The sequence below is a fragment of the Rhizobium tumorigenes genome, from assembly GCF_003240565.2.
Classification (GTDB): Bacteria; Pseudomonadota; Alphaproteobacteria; order Rhizobiales; family Rhizobiaceae; genus Rhizobium; species Rhizobium tumorigenes.
Genome location: NZ_CP117256.1, coordinates 730,560 through 747,259, shown reverse-complemented (window position 1 = coordinate 747,259; position 16,700 = coordinate 730,560). Strand labels below are relative to the sequence as shown.

General features: G+C 53.3%; 13 protein-coding genes and 1 pseudogene. 8 read left to right on the top strand and 6 right to left on the bottom strand.

Annotation, left to right across the window (positions count from 1 at the left end):
• Nucleotides 1-1,393 precede the first annotated feature (1,393 nt).
• The 5 genes and pseudogenes from PR017_RS21195 to PR017_RS21175 all read right to left on the bottom strand — a co-directional run bounded on the left by PR017_RS21195 (nt 1,394) and on the right by PR017_RS21175 (nt 5,531).
• Nucleotides 1,394-1,693, bottom strand: a complete 300-nt coding sequence (locus PR017_RS21195; RefSeq protein ID WP_111217072.1) for a hypothetical protein — start codon at nt 1,691-1,693, stop codon at nt 1,394-1,396.
• Between the two features lie 163 nt (nt 1,694-1,856).
• The gene (locus tag PR017_RS21190; protein ID WP_161959286.1) at nt 1,857-2,006 is read right to left on the bottom strand and encodes a methyltransferase domain-containing protein; all 150 of its coding nucleotides are present in this window, start codon (nt 2,004-2,006) and stop codon (nt 1,857-1,859) included.
• A 25-nt stretch (nt 2,007-2,031) separates the two neighbouring features.
• Nucleotides 2,032-3,109: pseudogene (locus tag PR017_RS21185) on the bottom strand (IS630 family transposase).
• Nucleotides 3,058-3,231 (bottom strand): hypothetical protein, encoded by a 174-nt coding sequence (locus PR017_RS21180; protein WP_206423114.1) that lies wholly within the window; start codon nt 3,229-3,231, stop codon nt 3,058-3,060. The pseudogene PR017_RS21185 and the gene PR017_RS21180 overlap by 52 nt, the downstream one beginning before the upstream one ends.
• A 1,352-nt stretch (nt 3,232-4,583) precedes the next feature.
• On the bottom strand, nt 4,584-5,531 hold the full coding sequence (locus PR017_RS21175) for a HEPN domain-containing protein (RefSeq protein WP_111217078.1): 948 nt from the start codon (nt 5,529-5,531) through the stop codon (nt 4,584-4,586).
• A gap of 584 nt (nt 5,532-6,115) precedes the next feature.
• Between PR017_RS21175 and PR017_RS21170 the strand changes: the two genes are divergently transcribed.
• From PR017_RS21170 to PR017_RS21140, 7 genes are read left to right on the top strand one after another with little or no spacing between them, the layout of a single operon-like run.
• On the top strand, nt 6,116-7,576 hold the full coding sequence (locus PR017_RS21170) for a UbiA family prenyltransferase (RefSeq protein ID WP_111217080.1): 1,461 nt from the start codon (nt 6,116-6,118) through the stop codon (nt 7,574-7,576).
• Nucleotides 7,573-8,910 (top strand): FAD-binding oxidoreductase, encoded by a 1,338-nt coding sequence (locus tag PR017_RS21165; RefSeq protein WP_111217082.1) that lies wholly within the window; start codon nt 7,573-7,575, stop codon nt 8,908-8,910. Before PR017_RS21170 ends, PR017_RS21165 begins: the two co-directional genes overlap by 4 nt.
• An 11-nt stretch (nt 8,911-8,921) precedes the next feature.
• Entirely contained in the window at nt 8,922-9,659 is a 738-nt protein-coding gene (locus tag PR017_RS21160; RefSeq protein ID WP_206423115.1) for an SDR family NAD(P)-dependent oxidoreductase, read from the top strand.
• On the top strand, nt 9,659-10,591 hold the full coding sequence (locus tag PR017_RS21155) for an NAD-dependent epimerase/dehydratase family protein (protein WP_111217084.1): 933 nt from the start codon (nt 9,659-9,661) through the stop codon (nt 10,589-10,591). Before PR017_RS21160 ends, PR017_RS21155 begins: the two co-directional genes overlap by 1 nt.
• Before the next feature lie 6 nt (nt 10,592-10,597).
• Nucleotides 10,598-11,884, top strand: coding sequence for an NAD(P)/FAD-dependent oxidoreductase (locus PR017_RS21150; RefSeq protein ID WP_240538862.1), 1,287 nt, complete (start codon nt 10,598-10,600; stop codon nt 11,882-11,884).
• A gap of 8 nt (nt 11,885-11,892) precedes the next feature.
• Nucleotides 11,893-12,306 carry a GtrA family protein gene (locus PR017_RS21145; RefSeq protein ID WP_240538863.1) on the top strand — a complete coding sequence of 138 codons (414 nt, stop codon included), beginning with the start codon at nt 11,893-11,895 and terminating at the stop codon, nt 12,304-12,306.
• A gap of 7 nt (nt 12,307-12,313) precedes the next feature.
• Nucleotides 12,314-12,688, top strand: coding sequence for a hypothetical protein (locus PR017_RS21140; protein ID WP_133255541.1), 375 nt, complete (start codon nt 12,314-12,316; stop codon nt 12,686-12,688).
• A gap of 118 nt (nt 12,689-12,806) precedes the next feature.
• Here PR017_RS21140 and PR017_RS21135 read toward each other — a convergent pair whose 3' ends face one another.
• Nucleotides 12,807-13,364 carry a hypothetical protein gene (locus PR017_RS21135; RefSeq protein ID WP_133255542.1) on the bottom strand — a complete coding sequence of 186 codons (558 nt, stop codon included), beginning with the start codon at nt 13,362-13,364 and terminating at the stop codon, nt 12,807-12,809.
• A gap of 859 nt (nt 13,365-14,223) precedes the next feature.
• On the opposite strand from PR017_RS21135, the gene PR017_RS21130 reads away from it, so the two are divergent.
• Nucleotides 14,224-16,671, top strand: coding sequence for a hypothetical protein (locus PR017_RS21130; RefSeq protein WP_133255543.1), 2,448 nt, complete (start codon nt 14,224-14,226; stop codon nt 16,669-16,671).
• Nucleotides 16,672-16,700: the final 29 nt, after the last annotated feature.

The window sequence follows — 16,700 nt, the reverse complement described above, 5'->3', positions numbered from 1 at the left end:
GCAATGGGAGTGACCAGAGACCGTGAATGCGCGCTTTACCCTGCTGAGTTCGCCGCGAGCTCTGCAGCCCGCTTCACAAGCGGGGCGGGCTCCCTTCCGTTCCGTTCGGCCAATCGGACCCGAGAGCCTCTCCTTGCCCAGTCACGCGGCGAAAGAGGGGGATATAGGCCAGCTTTTCGAACTTGATCCAGGTCTCGAACGCGGCAACCGGGCAGGTCCATGCCTGCGGCACGCGATAGTGCAGGGCAGAATGGGAACCTCCACGCGGTCTTATCAGCCACGGCAAGTCCCCGACAGTCAGGTGATCGTGGGCGGCCCTCGGTTGCGGACACGCCCTTACAGATTTTTCTTTCGAGAAACCCGATATCGGTGAGGGTGTTGCCAGGCGTCTGGAGGAATGTCTCTGCAAAAACCCCCTCGAATTTCCAAGCCATACAACGAACGCCACAGGATCCGTCTGGCGCGTTGAAACGGCTCAGATCGGATCTATCGAAATGAACCGGTTCGAATGTCGACGTGTAGACCCGATGCATCTCCGATCTGACAGCGATCGATACGATCTGGAGTTTGCTCTGCAAATCCGCAGGTGGGAGAGGAGGGCTCAAGCGCCCTGTTCTCCAAATCTGCGCGCCGTATCGACGACGATGGTGATGTTGCCTTCACGCACGGCGATCGGTCGTCTTCCGCTCAGTCTGTCGTCTTCCCTTGCCAGAAAGTTCACACGCCCCACGGGCTTTCAACCGGCAATGCCGCTTGGACTTCCTTCAGACCGTCGATCAAGACTCCAGACCGATCAAATTGCAAGGCGGGATAGCGGCGCCGGTTGCTGGGTCCCGGCACCGCCAGTAAGCTGCCTTCCTGAACCCTCTTGTCCACCGCCTGGCGCGTGATGCCATTGAGAAGGGCCTGAACTTCCCCAAGGTCATAGGCTCCGCATGCGGCCTTCAGATCGGATTGTGCGATGCGGATGCCCTGAAGGATTGCCTTGTACGAGCGTCAGGCTCGAAAGCGCCTCTGTCGATCCCAGCTTTTGCATCTGTTCGCGGTGTTTCCCGGCGACCGGTTTCCGATTGAGCCGTACGAACGAGAAACCCATCGCTCTGGATGCGCTCGGCCAGGCGGCGCGCAGCCGATCTTGCAGCCGCGGGTTTAGACGTGACGACTGCTACGCGAGCACCGGAGGGCAGCGAAAAACCGTCGACCTCGGCGAAAGGATTGGTTTTCAGCACAAACATCGTCATCATGCCGTCCGGGCGGGGCGTTGGTCTCCTTGGGATTGCGGATTTGCAGTAATGATGTGCGGCGCAAAGTCGCCCCTAAAGAAACGGGGCAATCGAGTATTCAGAGCCGACCCAGCAGTGGCTGGAGATGGCCAATAGCAAGTTGAGTGCGATTAGCTCAAGGCTTTGTTGATACTCGCCCATACTCGCAATAACTTCCCGCTTTTGGTTGTCGCGATTGGATCACCGAGCTTTCGCAAGACTGTGATGTTTCTAAAGGAAATGCTTTTCGGCCTGCGAGAGACAAATTTTTCTTCAAGACACATCATAAAATCCGCAACTGCCGGATTTTTCAAATGCACACTCGCTTCGGCCAAAAACTTGCGAGATTCAACAGCTCCAATCTCCTGCCATAGTTGGGCGTTGGCCACCAAAAGCGCATATGAACGAACCGAAACCACCTCGAGATCCATCTCCGCTACTCGTGTGATGGTTTCTTCGTCACAAACAGCGTAATGTGAGGGTTCGTCGGATCGGTGCCGTAAGGAAAACCCAACTCTGGATCTTCTATTCTGGGAGCGTGCCTAATATGCTCCGAGTTTCCGAAATCGTAGTAAATTATACCCCCGATTTTCGTCACACGCGCTTTTCGCGGAGAATTTCAGTCCAATCTGAAAAATGCTGTATGAAAATGCGAGAGATGACTGCATCGAACTCTTTATCCTCGGCAGGGATCTCATATCCACTTCCGAGACGAAGACCGATATCGCGGTCGCCTTTTTCCACTGCGAAACGCCCAATTATCCCCTCGCTAGTGGATTGATTCCAACACTTGGTGCCCGCGTCTGACGGCTGCGATGATGTCGTCAGGATCAGCTTTCCAGATGAAAGGTTTAGGCTCTTCGTTGTGTTCTTTGCCAAAGCGGTTGATAGCCGCCTGGAGGTCGATGACGGAATGAAAGACTCCGTTCTTCAAGCGGCGACGGGTGAGTTTTGCAAAGAAGCCCTCGACGGCGTTCAGCCAGGAGCATGACGTCGGAACGAATTGGAAAGTCCAGCGCGGGTGCCTTGCTAACTAAGCCCGGACCTTAGGCTGTTTGTGTGTGGCATAGTTCCAGAATGACGTGAACCGCCTTATCTTTCGGCAACTGGGCCTCGATCGTGTTGAGGAAACGGATGAACTCCTGATGCCGGTGGCGCTGCATGTTGCGGCCGATGACCGAGCCGTCAAGAACATTCAGGGCGGCGAAAAGTGTCGTGGTGCCGTGGCGCTTGTAATCATGGGTCATCGTGCCGGCACGGCCCTTCTTCATGGGAAGACCCAGCTGGGTTCGATCAAGCGCCTGGATCTGACTTTTCTCATCAACGGAAAGGACAATCGCATGTGCAGGCGGGGAGACGTAGAGGCCGACCACATCGTGAAGCTTCTCGGCGAAAGCCTTGTCGTTCGATAGTTTGAAGCTTCGCCAGCGATGGGGTGCAAGACCATGCTCATGCCAGATCTTGACCACTGATGATGCGGCAATCCCGACTGCCTTTGCCATTGCACGAACCGTCCAGTGGGCGGCTTCCTGCTTGGGAGGCTGATGGGTCAAGGCGACAACCCGTTCAACAAGATCACCGGCAAGCGGTGCAGTGCCGGGCGGCCGGCTCTTGTCGCGCAAAAGGCCGTCGATGCCCTCCGTCATGAAACGCTCCTGCCAACGCCACACGCAGGTCTTCGACTTAGCCGTGGCGTTCATGATGGCGACTGATCCCAGACCCTCGTCGCTCATCAAGATGATCTTCGCCCGCCACACGTGCTTTTGTGGCGAGCTGCCTGCCGAAACGATCGCCTTCAACCGAACCCGGTCGGCAGCGGAAACCTCAAATGTGATACCTGTGCGCATTCAACATGCGTTGCATATTCGCGCAAAAATTGGAATCCGAACCGGGACTCCTTTGTCTCAAGCAATCCAGTAGAATCGCAACCAGTCACACGATAGCCGAGATCATGTAAGGCTATAGCCATGAGTCCACCTCCGCAACCCACCTCGAGTATTTCTTTGGTGTTTAAGCAAATTCCTAGAAATACTTTATATAAATATCGAGACGTACAATCTTAATCCAATATCGTCAGCAGCGGTAGCATCATGATAGGTATCGGCTGAGGCACGTTCCTTCCAAGAAATTGTCTTATATTTTTATAGATCTCTCACTTTATCTCTATTCTTGCTGAGTGATGAAAAGTCTCAGTCGTGCGGAGACTTGTGCACGTATATTTAAACAAACAAAAGTGGTCCTGCGCCGTTAATTTCGCGAATGTATGATATTAACAAAATAATAGATTTATTTATAGAAACCAGGTATTAGTATAATATACAATTTGTAATAATCGCAATGTATCTAGGCATTTTTTTCCTATCTTTTGATATGGATTGATGCCTGGTAGAAAGTATGATCCGGCGACGTCGCCCAAGATAGATGCGAGAAACTCGAAATACCGCAATGCTGAACACCGCAGGGTTTATCGAGCAGCCGCCCTGTGGGTCAAACCCAAGCCACCTCTCATCTTGTGGGTTGATCGGCGGGGTGCGTTGCGTATCCTGAAGAGTATGGACACGTACTTGAATGATAAGAATTGTAAAACGTATTCAGCGACAAAGGTTAGAGCGTCGGGCGTCATTTCCATCCGCCTCAATTTCGTGACTTAACATGGCAGCACTCGCCAGAGCTCGCACCTATCTGTCGAACCTTCGCCAGCGGGTTGTTGATGCGATAACGCAGTGCGAAACGGGCAGGGCAGCAGCGGCTGCTTTCAAAGTTTCACTCGCCACGGCTGTTCGGCTTAAGCGGCGCACGGATCGAGCGGGCTCGGTCGACTCGTCCCGGCAGGGACATCTGAGCGGTAGCGGCAAATTGGGCCCTATCAGAATGCCATTGTCGCCAAGGTGGAGGCGTAACAAGATTTAGCCAAGCACGACTTGGCGCCGTGGCTGAAAACTACCATGTTGCGAAGGCTGATCCATCGATCCTGTCAAAACTGCTTTGCGGGGCAGGTGCCCGTTAAAAAACATTGCTGGCATTGAAACGCGAACCCACCGACGTGCTGCGGGAATCATATATTCGGCGCGAGCGTCGCCAATCTGGAAAGCCGTCGAAAGCGACCTATTCACAGCAAAGGAGTGCCGGAATTATTTGCGGCGAGGCGGATACGTTGCACATCAATCGCCCAGCGCTCTGGTCTGTCCACCTTTAGGTGGCTGGTTCGCTCGTATAGTACCTCTGTGCCCACTCCTAGCGCGCAAACACTAGGTGCGCTTGGGGTTAATCCTATCCACGATGTTTCTCGCAGCGCCTTTCAAAAAGTCGAAAGTCTGGCAGCTATTTATCTTCGTGGTCATCCAAGCGCTCCCGGCAAATCTGCCACACGATCTGCTGAAGTATCCTGACCCGTTCTCTGAGCCATTCCAGTTCCTCGACTGTAATCTTGTACTCGGAGGAGTAGCGTGCCTCGACATAGGCGCGAGATAGGAGCTCGAAACGCCGGCGTCCCACACGAGAATCCCGTGGCCAGGCGTCGATCAGCCGACTATCGACATCTTCCGCCTTTGATCGAAGGATTTTGAGGCGATGAGACTTTGGGCTGTAAAGCGTCAGCGTGAGGAGTAAACAATGGTAAGTACGCTCGGTAGCCTGATGGAGCATAAATGCACTATCACGGAAACTACCCTCGGAGATTCCGAAGACTGCAAATTTCATTGCCTCTATGGATGAGATGAACCACTGATCGAAATTTCGCTTCGCCTCTTCCGATGCGTCCTCGGGCGTCAACGCTCTGGGCAAGGTAAACGGATACCCCGGTGTCCCGTAGAGGAGCTTGCCGTCACGAATGGCGTCGATGAAGAACGGCCGGCCGCGCGCCATTTGATCGTTGATATCTGCAAGACTGTGAACAATCGGCACGACAGGCGTTTTAATATGGTGGGCGACCTGCGCCTGCGTTAGCCGCTCGTCGAGCGCCAACCAGAGAGCGTCTTCCGCGGCAAAGCGTTCGCTATTGACGACGATCAGAAGGTCATAGTCAGAGCGATATCCACTAGCGCGATCTTCGACCCAATCCCCACGGGCATAAGAGCCATAAAGAATGACCTTCAAAACCTTCCCGCTTGTCTTGCGCTCTGACAGCTTGTGCGCCTGGAAGGCCTGCACCTCGTCGAATAGGATTTCGAGGACGCGCGCCAGTTCACGTCTTTTGTTGGAAGGCAAATGGTCGAGCGTATCAGTCAATGTCAAAGCCGCATCAAAATCGTCATCGGGGATCGTATCCATTTTAACGGCTCACTGTTAACAAGGACGCATTATTTTTTTACGTGCAATGGTCCATTTTAACAACCCACGAGATTAATAAATCTTTGACTAGCTTGGGGCGGCTCTAAGCAAAGTTCGTTTCGGTCCCGAATTCCAATTCTACACCTATTAGTAGTTTCAGTCCTTTGACCTGGCCGGCATCGCCTTTCGCACTAAGCGCCTGGTCCACACAATGACAACTGCTGGACTTTGCGTTAACGGTAATAGCCCGCCCACAGCGATTTGTCGGTGGAATATTCATCAACGCACCGCCCCTCGATATCGGCGCATTTGGCTTGTGCGGTAAATGTCTTGGCTTGTGCGTTGAATGTAAAGCGCGGTAGACGGCGTGGGAGGGGCCACGCCGTCTACCGCAGATAGGCCTGTGGCAAGCTGCAGGGGCGCGCGCATGTCGCGGCGCAAGACCGGTTGCTCCAAAGAGGACCTTTTTGCCGACTTGAAGCAGTAGTTGGAAGGATATTGCACATATAGAGGTAACTGTGTGGCCTTTCAATCTTATTTCCCCTATAGCAACCGCTCTTGAGCACACTAGAGTATCACGGACTATGCAATTATTTGTTTCGCACGAAAGTGCCCCGTCCGCATCTGGGGGAAAGCTTCCCATCGTAGTTGATCTCGATGGTACGCTGGTTCTTTCCGACACGCTCCACGAAACCGCGGCTATGGCGCTTTTCCGCAATCCTCTCGGGTTCGCAAGGGCTATGATTGATCTCCGCAAGGGTCGCCATATGCTGAAAGCCGCACTGGCTAGAGAAGTGGATGTTACTGACGAGATCCTTCCGCTGCGCGAAGATCTTGTAAAATGGCTACGCGAGCGGGCAGCTGATGGCCATGAGCTGCACCTGTGCTCTGCTGCTGACCAGACAATCGTGGATAAGATTGCGCAGCGGGTCGGGATTTTTTCTTCTGCGACCGGTTCGGCTGCAACCAATTTAAAAGGTAAGGCCAAGGCTTCATACCTTTCACAACGTTTCCCCAATGGCTTTATTTACGCAGGCGACCATTTCGCCGATATTTACGTCTGGGAAGCGTCGTTTGGTATCGTGCTCGCCGGTGTAAGTAAAGAAGTGAGCCGACGCGCCCGGGCTCTCGGTAAGCCGGTCCTAATGGAGTTCCATAATACTTCGCTGAAGCCAAAGGAGTTTTTAAAAGCGATACGCGTCCACCATTGGACGAAGAATATCCTACTTTTCGTGCCAATTATTCTGGCTCACGAGTGGACAAATATAGCCCTGATCCTTCATACAATAGTGGCTTTTTTCTGCCTTCTTGCTATTACATCTGCCACTTATCTACTGAACGATATTGCCGATCTAAATGCAGACCGGCAGCATTGGTCGAAGCGAAATCGTGCGTTAGCTAGCGGCAGACTATCTATCAAGTCAGGTTTTGCTATAGCGGGCTGCCTTCTTATCGGGGGCTTCCTCGCCGCCAGTATGTTGTCTTTAGATTTTGCTGCCATTCTTCTGGCCTATCTAATCATTACTGGATCCTATTCGCTCGGCCTAAAACGCGTACCGCTGTTAGACACGCTTATCATTGGCGTATTGTTTACGACCCGACTCGTGATGGGCGCTTCACTTCTTGATAACTCGCGCCCGGCTTGGCTTCTTACCTTCGCTGTGTTCTTCTTCTTCTCGCTGGCAACCGCAAAGCGACATACCGAAATCGTTCGGTCCGCCTCCAGTGGAGGTGCCAGTCTTAAAAGTCGCGGGTACGAACTTGAGGATGCTGCGTTGACGCTGGCTCTCGGTGTCGGTTCGGCCATGGCATCGTTGGTCGTGTTTGTGATATTTGTTCTCCAGGAATTAACGCCGGGTCTTGCCTATAGTCACCCAGAGTTCCTGAACGGCATCCCAGTAATGCTATCGATCTGGCTTGGCCGTATCTGGCTCCTGTCGCACCGAGGCCAGATGAACGACGATCCCGTCAGCTTTGCCATTCGCGATCGTACCAGTGTCGGCCTGGGTATTGCCGTGGCATTATTTTTTTTGGTTGCGCTATGACAGATTTCACTCATCAAGACAATTTTCGGTCTTGGGGCAATGTGCTGAAATTGGAGCATAATGTTGCTAAACCCGCTTGGCGCGATCAACTCGCAAGAACTGTGTTGAACGGCCGGCAACAGGGGCTGAACCTGCTTGGCGCTGGCCTTCGGCGCTCCTACGGCGACTCCGGCCTTAATCCTGGCGGTGGCGTGATAGACATGACCGGGCTTGATAAATTTATCCGTTTCGATCCCGCCACGCGTATCTTGCGAGCAGAATCCGGTATATCCTTCGACACGGTGCTGCAGATAATCGTCCGCCAAGGTTTTTTCCTGCCCGTGACCCCTGGGACGCGATACGTGACCCTTGGCGGCGCCGTGTCCAATGACGTGCACGGCAAGAACCACCATAAGAGCGGTTCGATCGGACGCTGGGTGCGAAGTTTGGGCCTTTTGCGTTCAGATGGCGAAGAACTTGAGTTGTCGCCGACGCAAAACTCCGAATTGTTTGCCGCGACGATAGGCGGCCTAGGTCTCACAGGTTTAATCACTTGGGTCGAACTTGAGCTGATCGCCGTTGAAAGTGCGATGATCGATGCCGAAAATATCCCTTTTGGGAATTTGCATGACTTTTTCTCCTTGACGAGGGAGAGCGAACAGAACTTTGATTATACGGTCTCCTGGATCGACTGCCTCGCAAAAGGCTCGTCTCTCGGTCGCGGTTTGTTTTCGTGCGGCAATCATGCCAGGACCGGCTCCATGCTGCCTGATCCGGGCAACACGATGTTCACGATGCCTACGAATCTGCCCAAATTGGCGATGAACAGATATTCGATAAGCGCTTTCAATGCGCTTTATTATTGGAACGGCAGGCGCAAAAGTGGAGGGGCTCGTATTGGCCTACATCCCTTCTTTTACCCGCTGGATTCGATCGGTCGCTGGAACAGACTATACGGCCGCGCTGGCATGTACCAGTATCAGTCGGTTGTTCCCGCCGCAGTCCAAGAGGATGCGACCAGAGACATGTTGAAGGCCATATCGGCAAGCGGGCAGGGATCTTTCCTCGCAGTTCTAAAGACCTTTGGCGCGGCAAAATCACCAGGTTTGCTGTCGTTTCCTAGAGAGGGTACAACGCTAGCATTGGACTTCCCGAATCATGGCGGCAGCACGCTTAAGTTGATGGAGCGCCTCGACGCGATCGTGTTGGAGGCCAATGGCCGGCTTTATCCCGCTAAGGACGGCAGGATGTCAGCGCAGATGTTTCAGCAGGGTTATCTCAATTGGCGGGAATTCGCTAAACACGTAGATACCGGGTTCGGCTCGCACTTTTGGCAGCGTGTTTCGCAAGTATAAAGGAAAGAAAATTGCGCGTCATCATTTTGGGGGCGACTTCGTCGATCGCTGCATACACGGCCCGACTTTACGCTAAGGAGGGGGCCTCGATTCTTCTGGTGGGCCGTGACAGCAGCCGGCTGTCGCAACTCGCTGTGGATCTCACGGTGCGTGGAGCAGAGAGGGCGGAGGTCGCACTAAGCGATCTCGGAGCCGCAACTGACGCTGCTGAGCAGTTTTCTGGTTTCGTGCAGCAAATAGGTGGCGTCGATCATGTCCTTATCGCATACGGCATCCTCGGTGATCAAGGTGCCGCCGAGCGCGACTTGGTAGCAGCCGAGGAAATTTTGCGCGTCAACTTTAATTCCGCTGCGGCTTGGTGCCTGACCGCGGCCAATACGCTCGAAATCCAGGGACGCGGTAGTCTTGTTGTCATAGGATCAGTCGCCGGTGACCGCGGGCGGCGCGCCAATTTTATCTATGGTGCAGCCAAGGCTGGATTGGAAACCCTGGTTCAAGGAATATCCCATCGCTTCGCCAACAAAGGGCCACGCGTCGTTCTGATCAAGCCCGGCCCAACAGTCACGCCAATGACCGAAGGAATGAATCGTAAAGGCGCTCTCTGGGCAAAACCTGAGCAAATCGCCGCCATCACCCACGCCCGCGCCCACCGTGGCGGGCCGATCGCCTATGCGCCCGGGTTCTGGCGCTACATTATGCTGATCATTCGCAACCTACCTGCGGCGATATTCAACCGGATGGAACTCTAGTGGAAAAAATCGTCATAACCGGAGCCGCCGGACTGGTCGGGCAAAATGTGATCGCTCGCCTGAAGGGTACACCTGGGCTGAAAATCGTCGGTATCGATAAGCATCCAAGCAACACGACGCTGCTGCGGAGCCTGCACCCGGAAATCGAAGTGATCGAGGCGGATCTGGCGGTTGAGGGCCCTTGGATGGATGCCTTTGCCGGCGCCGGCTCGGTGCTGTTGAACCAGGCCCAGATCGGCGGACTGATCGAGCAGGAGTTCACCGATAATAACGTGACTGCCACGAAGCAAATCGTCGAGGCGATGCGCCGTCACGGCACGCCCTATTTCGTTCATATCTCCTCATCGGTGGTCAACTCAAAGGCGGACGATTTCTACACGCGCTCCAAGACCACTCAGGAGCGCTTCATAGATACTGTCGCCGACATCCCACATGTAGTGTTACGCCCAACGCTGATGTTCGGCTGGTTCGATCGTAAACATTTGGGCTGGTTGCGCCGCTTCATGGATCGCGTACCGGTTTTCCCGATCCCAGGTGATGGGAAATTCATCCGCCAGCCGCTTTATGTCGGGGATTTCGCTAGCATTATCATCTCGTCCCTCCAAAGCAAGCAGGTTGGCACCTACGACATATCCGGGCTTCAACAAACATATTATGGTGATGTCATTCAGCTTATTCATGACACCGTTAACCCTAAGGCGCGCATCGTGCATATTCCCTACCAGCTGTTCTGGTGGCTGCTTTTCATCTATGGCAAGGTTTCCAAGAAGCCGCCGTTCACAACTAGCCAGCTGGAAGCTCTTGTGATCCCCGAGACTTTCCCTGTGATCGACTGGCCGAATATTTTCAACGTGCAGGCGACGCCGCTTAAGGACGCCATCAGTGAGAGTTATCTGGACCCGCGTTACAGCAAGATTATACTGGACTTCTAGGAGAAAATGATGAGCCGAGTTGTGGTCATCGGCGCTGGCGCCATGGGGTTGGCGGCTGCACATCGTGCGGTGCAGCTAGGGCATGAGGTCGACCTGATCGAAATCGACAGCGTCCCAGGTGGCATGGCCGCGCATTTCGATTTCGGTCCGCTGTCGATCGAGCGTTTTTACCATTTCGTGTGCAAGACGGATGAGCCGACCTTTGCTTTGATGCGCGAGCTCGGGATTGGCGACAAGATGCATTGGCGCGCTACTTCGATGGGTTATTTCATCAAGGGAAAAATCTATCCCTGGGGGGATCCGATTTCCCTGTTACGGTTCCCGCACCTCAGCCTAATGGCCAAAATCCGCACTGGCCTGCAAATGTTCATAACCACCAAATCCAAGAGCTTCAAATCGATCGAGGACAAGACTGCCCGCGAGTGGCTCGAAGGTGGATCGGGAAGGGAAGTCTACAACACGCTATGGAAGCGGTTGATAGAACTAAAATTCTACGAGCTTGCTGACGATATTTCCGCCTCGTGGATCGCCACCCGCGTACGCCGTATTGGAAGTTCACGACGTTCGCTGTTTCAGGAAGAACTTGGATACATCGAGGGCGGCAGCCAGACGCTGGTCGATGCGCTCGTGTCGGCGTACACCTCTAAGGGCGGCCGCTTACATCTGGCAACCTCGGTAGAGAAGGTCGAGACGGAGGCCGGCAAGGTGAAAGGCGTGCGGGCCGGCGATAAGTTCTATCCAGCTGATGCGGTCATTTCCACCGTCCCAACCCCGCTGATCTCAACCCTTGTTCCCGATTTGCCGGAGACGTTGAAAACGCAATATGACGCAGTCCGCAATATCGGCGTCGTCTGCCTGATCTTCCGCCTGAAGAAGTCGATCAGCAAGCACTTCTGGATCAATATCGTCGACGATAGCATCGAGATCCCCGGTGTCATCGAGTTTTCGAACCTGCGCCCGGTCGACGACACCGTCGTCTACGTGCCCTATTATATGCCCACGACCCAGCCCAAATGGCAATGGAGCGACGAGAAGTTCGTCGAAGAGGCGTTCGGTTACATTCGCAAGGTCAACCCTGCGATAGCAGTGGAGGACTTTATCGACGCCAAGGTCGGACGTCTGAAATATGCCCAGCCGGTCTGCGAGCCCAATTTCCTTGATAAGCTGCCCCCCATCCAGACCCCGATCGCCGGCCTGCAGATCGCGGATACCTGCTATTACTATCCAGAGGACAGAGGAATTTCGGAAAGCGTTAGATACGGGCGGGACATGGCGGAAGCCGTCGTCAGATGAAAGCGTCCGTGACCGCTGTACTGTCTCTGCCATTCGTACGGTTTGCCATCTCCGGAGGTTTGGCAGCGGGTATCAATATCTTGTCGCGAATCGCCCTTTCGCAAATTGTATCCTATCAAGTCGCCGTGACGATCGCCTACCTTTTCGGCATGACGACGGCCTATGTTTTCATGAAGCTCATGGTGTTTGAGAAGTCAGGACAGCGTGTTTATCAGGAATATATCCGCTTTGCTCTCGTAAACGCGGTTGCCTTTGCGCAGGTCTGGTTGGTCAGTATGGGACTTGCCCGTTATTTCCTACCAGCGGCAGGCTTCGGAGCGCATGCAGAAACGATCGGCCATGTCGTAGGGGTCTTGAGCCCGATCGCGACGAGCTACTTCCTGCACAAGTATTTTACTTTTCGGGGCGCCCGCCGCGGATGAAGAAAAAGTGAATAGGATATTTCTTTGGCTGGCTTTGCTTACTGCTTTCCGACAGAAAATGACCAAATGTCCACCTGAAATGGGCTCGCGCCTGATCGCCTGGGTTGTCGGAGCCTTAGCTGAGAACGCCTGTTTCAGGAAACATGGCGACCACAGTGCAGAAAAGATCGCCGATGTTGACAAAATCGCGCCAGAAAGAAAAACAATGCGTCTTTTTGTGAGCCTAATCGCCGTTCTGGGTGCGGCATTGATTGCCGGAAGCAATTTCATCATCGCGTCACTATTAACACCCGTTCCAACTGGCATCAGTGGGAGATGGCGAAATATGTTCCACAAGGGGGCATCTTTCCCTCGCTTATCCTTTAAGGCCGCCGCACAATGAGCATATCATCGCCCAGCAAGTTGCTGTTCTATGCGGACTTGTGGCTGTTTTATTATGCTAATAGATCGCTAGTGGCGGCAATCGTGATCGTCCATCTGTCGATCGCCTATGCGTTGCATCAATTCTGGTCGCACGCGGGAGGGGACCTGGAAAAATTTCTCTGATTCTGCATCTTCGGCGCGATGATGCTGTCTCTTACCCAGTGGGAAAACCTGACGATCGGTTTCCAGACGCAATTCGGACTGACTAGCTTGTCTGCCGTGCTGTCATGTGTATTTGCCGCCAGATTTGTGACCGGCATGGGAAGCACCAAGATAAACTTTGCCGCGTTGACGATGTTCACAGTTTTCACGGTATTTTCGATGGGCAACGGAGTTGCCCTTGCAGCTTCTTTCGCGGCAGTCATAGTTCTGGTTCGTTTTCCCGTTTGGCGAATGTCTTGGCTATGTTCTTTGTGTCTTGATTTTGCCTCGCAATCTTTGTCATGGAGCCCGCTGGCACAGCCGCATCCACACATGTCGACCTCAGCGGCCTGGTCAGCCTGGTCCGTTTTTTCATGGCCGACCTGGGCGGTACAGTTACTCGCGATTTCGGCACAGCCACTTTCATCGGTATCTTGATGCTGGCGTCTTTCGTTGGAGTTTTTGCTATCACAGGCCTGATTGCACGACTTCATGGAAAAGTCATCGACAGTCCGACGATCGTTTTTCTTGCCGTAGCGATGTTCACAATGGGAAGCGCGGCCGCTGTCACAGTCGGGCGTATTCCTCTGGGCGTAGGCGCGGCGCTCGCTTCGAGGTACGGCACACCTAGCATTCTTCTATATTGCTCTCTGCTTGCAGCCATGTGCCGTTCCTTTATGGTTCGCTACAGTACCGTCGGTTGCAGTATGCGCACTTTCGCCGCTTTTGGTTTTGCTGGCCTGATAATGGCCTGTGAACTACTATTTCGGCCTGCTACCCTCCATCAATTGATGGACCGATCGTAAGGTTTTTGCGGCGATAAAATCAAACTGGCAGAGGGATGACGCTGCCACTGGTAGCATTACCTTCATCTTGCCCAATACGGGCGGCACATGCTCGGAGGCTACGTCAGAGTAATGCGTGGGCCTACAAGTAAGGGAGTCACGGTCAGGACCGGGGAGGAAGGGGGATCGACGGAAACTGTAACGCTCGGCTCTGTCAGTCCACACCAGTGGAGGTGGCTGAACATCCATGATGCATCTGGCGGGCGCAGGTTCGTCAAGCTTGTTGATAACGACTCAGAATGGGGTGCTTGGGGTGATAACGGTCCCAGCGGTCCTTGTACCGACCTCAAACAACTAAATACATTCTGAGACTTTGATAGCAAACGCAGGGCAAAACACGCAATCTTACTTGGTCATTTTTTTCCAGCTTTAGTGCAGAGTTTCACATACAGGTGGATTTACGCTCTGCCGAGGGTTGCTATGTCTCTAACGAGATGGAACGCTCGCTTGCGAAGATATTCAAATATGCGCATTAGTTCTTTAATGCATTTTCAAACGCGCTTTTCGGTTGTTGATCAGCCAGCAGAAAACTGAAATAAAGCGTGAAGACACCCGGGAAAATAGCTTTTTTCTGACGGCAAAATATTACGTTTTCGAAACTGGACATGCGATGCATAAAAATCTTAACACAGCAGCATATTGCTCTATTCTTATCCTGTCCCTTCTCCTGTTTTATGCCAAATTCCAGCCCTTGAGTTTTCATCCGACCAATGCCGGGCTAGATCCTTCTTGGCAGGCAAGCCTAGCGTTTTCACTGGAAAATGGGCGGCGGTTCGGAACCGATGTCGTATTCACCGGGGGGCCGCTTTCATCTATTTACACGCGGCAGTATGTTGGCGGATATACCTATCCTGTTGCCCTTTTTTCGATCCTGATTGCCCTATATCTGGCGGCCTCGACAGCAAGAATTCTATCTTTGAGTGGGAGTGTCTTCGCGGCTCTTTCTAGTATCACCCTGATTTATGTCTGTTACACTTACCCCGATACACTCCTCCTAATCGTGCCTATGCTAACGGCAATCGCATTTTTGGAGAATCAGGGCAAATCGGTAACCGCCCACGCCACCGTCGGCTCTTTCATCTGCGGCATCCTTGTTCTAGCTAAGTTCTCAATCTTCCCTCTGTCTGTAGTGACCGTTCTTGTGCTGGACGTGTTGACAGTTCGCCGTAGGGCCATTCCCGTTCAGACGCTGGCGCTTGCTGTCGGCATTTGGATCGGCTTGATTGCGAGTGGTCAGTCTATTAGCGAACTTCCGGCGTTTCTCCTTTCCAGTTTTGATGTCTCCAGTGGTTATTCCGCCGCGATGAGCCTTCCCGCACATGTAATGGAAGTGACGGCATGGCTTGTGCTGGCGGCACTTTTCATCATTTTTCTTGTTTGGCAGTTATATGTGGGCAGGCGTTCGAAAGAATTTACGACCGGCATCGCTAAAATCTTCATTATCTTGGCATTTCTGTTCATTGCCTGGAAAGCTGGCTTTGTGCGGCACGATCTTCATTCTTTGATCGCCTGGGGCAGCCTTTCGATGGCAATAATCTTCACAGGCATCGCTGGCGCGAACTGTTTCAGCGCGTCTTGGTGGTGCGCGCTCGCGTTGGCGATCATCAGCATCATTCCATCTTATCAACTTCTTTACCATACTACGGGGCGTCTGCCGTTCGTCACCGGGCTTGAGACAACACGGATAATAATGCGTGAGATTGGCAATTCCGTCAGTCTGATTGCTCATCCTGCCGAATGGCAAGCCAAACTCGAGGAACGCAACAGAGCCTCCCTTGCAGAAATCCAAACAAAGCTGTCCCTGCCAGCGCTGAACGGGACGGTCGATATCATCCAATCGGAGCAATCCGACCTCCTTGCAAACAGCTTGCAATACACGCCGCGGCCCACGATCCAAGAATACACCACGTATTCCCCGAAACTTATCAATCGCAACCGCGCATTTTTCGAGGGTAGCCGCGCTCCAGGATACCTAATTATGGCGCCTGGCTCCATTGATGGCCGGCATCCGGCGTCGGCGGAAGGTGCTTTGTGGCCATTGTTTTTCGCATCCTATGCTACGGAGATGGACCTTGGCCGCAATCTTGTTCTCAAGAAGCGCGCCTCGCCGCTTCAAAATCTCTTAACTGTGTGGAATGAAGTCGATGCAAATATTGGGGAGCAGATACCCGTCCCCGATCATGATGGACCGATCATGCTATCCGTTCGTATGCATCCGACGATCTTTGGACGCCTCCTCGACATTATATATCGTCCTCCGCTGACGGAACTGCTAGTCACCTATGTGGACGGAAAGGAAAGCAGATACCGGCTGATTCCGGCGATGGCTACCGAAGGCTTCATTGTTTCCCCGCTCATCAGCACGACTTCGGACTATGCGATGGCATCCACCGGTTTTTCCCGTGAGGCCGGGCTCCGATATGCAAAATCCATTCGCGTCAACGTTAACTCTCCCCTCTGGCTCGGCTATCATCAGAAGATTGAGGTCGGATTCGCCCCCTTGAACAACGACGCTTTGAAGCAGGCCGATCCTGGGCCGATCGTCTCGAGAAAATTGAAAGCCATTGAAAACTTGAAGCTTCTTGTTGCTAACAATCCTCTGAACGGTGTGACCTTGGCCGCGGTACCCGAAGGGCTGCTTGCGCATGCGCCGATGACTCTGAAAATACCTGTCGTCTCCGGTTCCAAACTGGATTTGGCGTTCGGCATGCGTAAAGGCACGTGGCAAGACGGCGGGGAAACGGACGGGGTATGCTTTGTTGCTGCGGCCGAGAGCTCGGTTCTCATGCGACAGTGCCTGGATCCTGTAAAGAAGGCAGCGGACCGTGAGCAGCAGACAAGCGTAATTCTGATCCCTCCAGACGTCAAAGAAATCGAACTAAGGACAGAGTGTGGAAAAAATTGCGCGTGGGATTGGAGTTATTGGAGCAGCGCCGTGGTTGAAGAAGGTAAGTAAAGCCGCTGACTGAGAGAGCAGATTTAATA

Coding starts and splice junctions, on each gene's coding strand:
- PR017_RS21195 (WP_111217072.1), bottom strand. CDS start 1,693: ATGGATCTCGAGGTGGTTTCGGTTCGTTCATATGCGCTTTTGGTGGCC.
- PR017_RS21180 (WP_206423114.1), bottom strand. CDS start 3,231: ATGGCTATAGCCTTACATGATCTCGGCTATCGTGTGACTGGTTGCGAT.
- PR017_RS21175 (WP_111217078.1), bottom strand. CDS start 5,531: ATGGATACGATCCCCGATGACGATTTTGATGCGGCTTTGACATTGACT.
- PR017_RS21170 (WP_111217080.1), top strand. CDS start 6,116: ATGCAATTATTTGTTTCGCACGAAAGTGCCCCGTCCGCATCTGGGGGA.
- PR017_RS21165 (WP_111217082.1), top strand. CDS start 7,573: ATGACAGATTTCACTCATCAAGACAATTTTCGGTCTTGGGGCAATGTG.
- PR017_RS21150 (WP_240538862.1), top strand. CDS start 10,598: ATGATGAGCCGAGTTGTGGTCATCGGCGCTGGCGCCATGGGGTTGGCG.
- PR017_RS21135 (WP_133255542.1), bottom strand. CDS start 13,364: ATGAAGTCGTGCAATCAGGCCTGTGATAGCAAAAACTCCAACGAAAGA.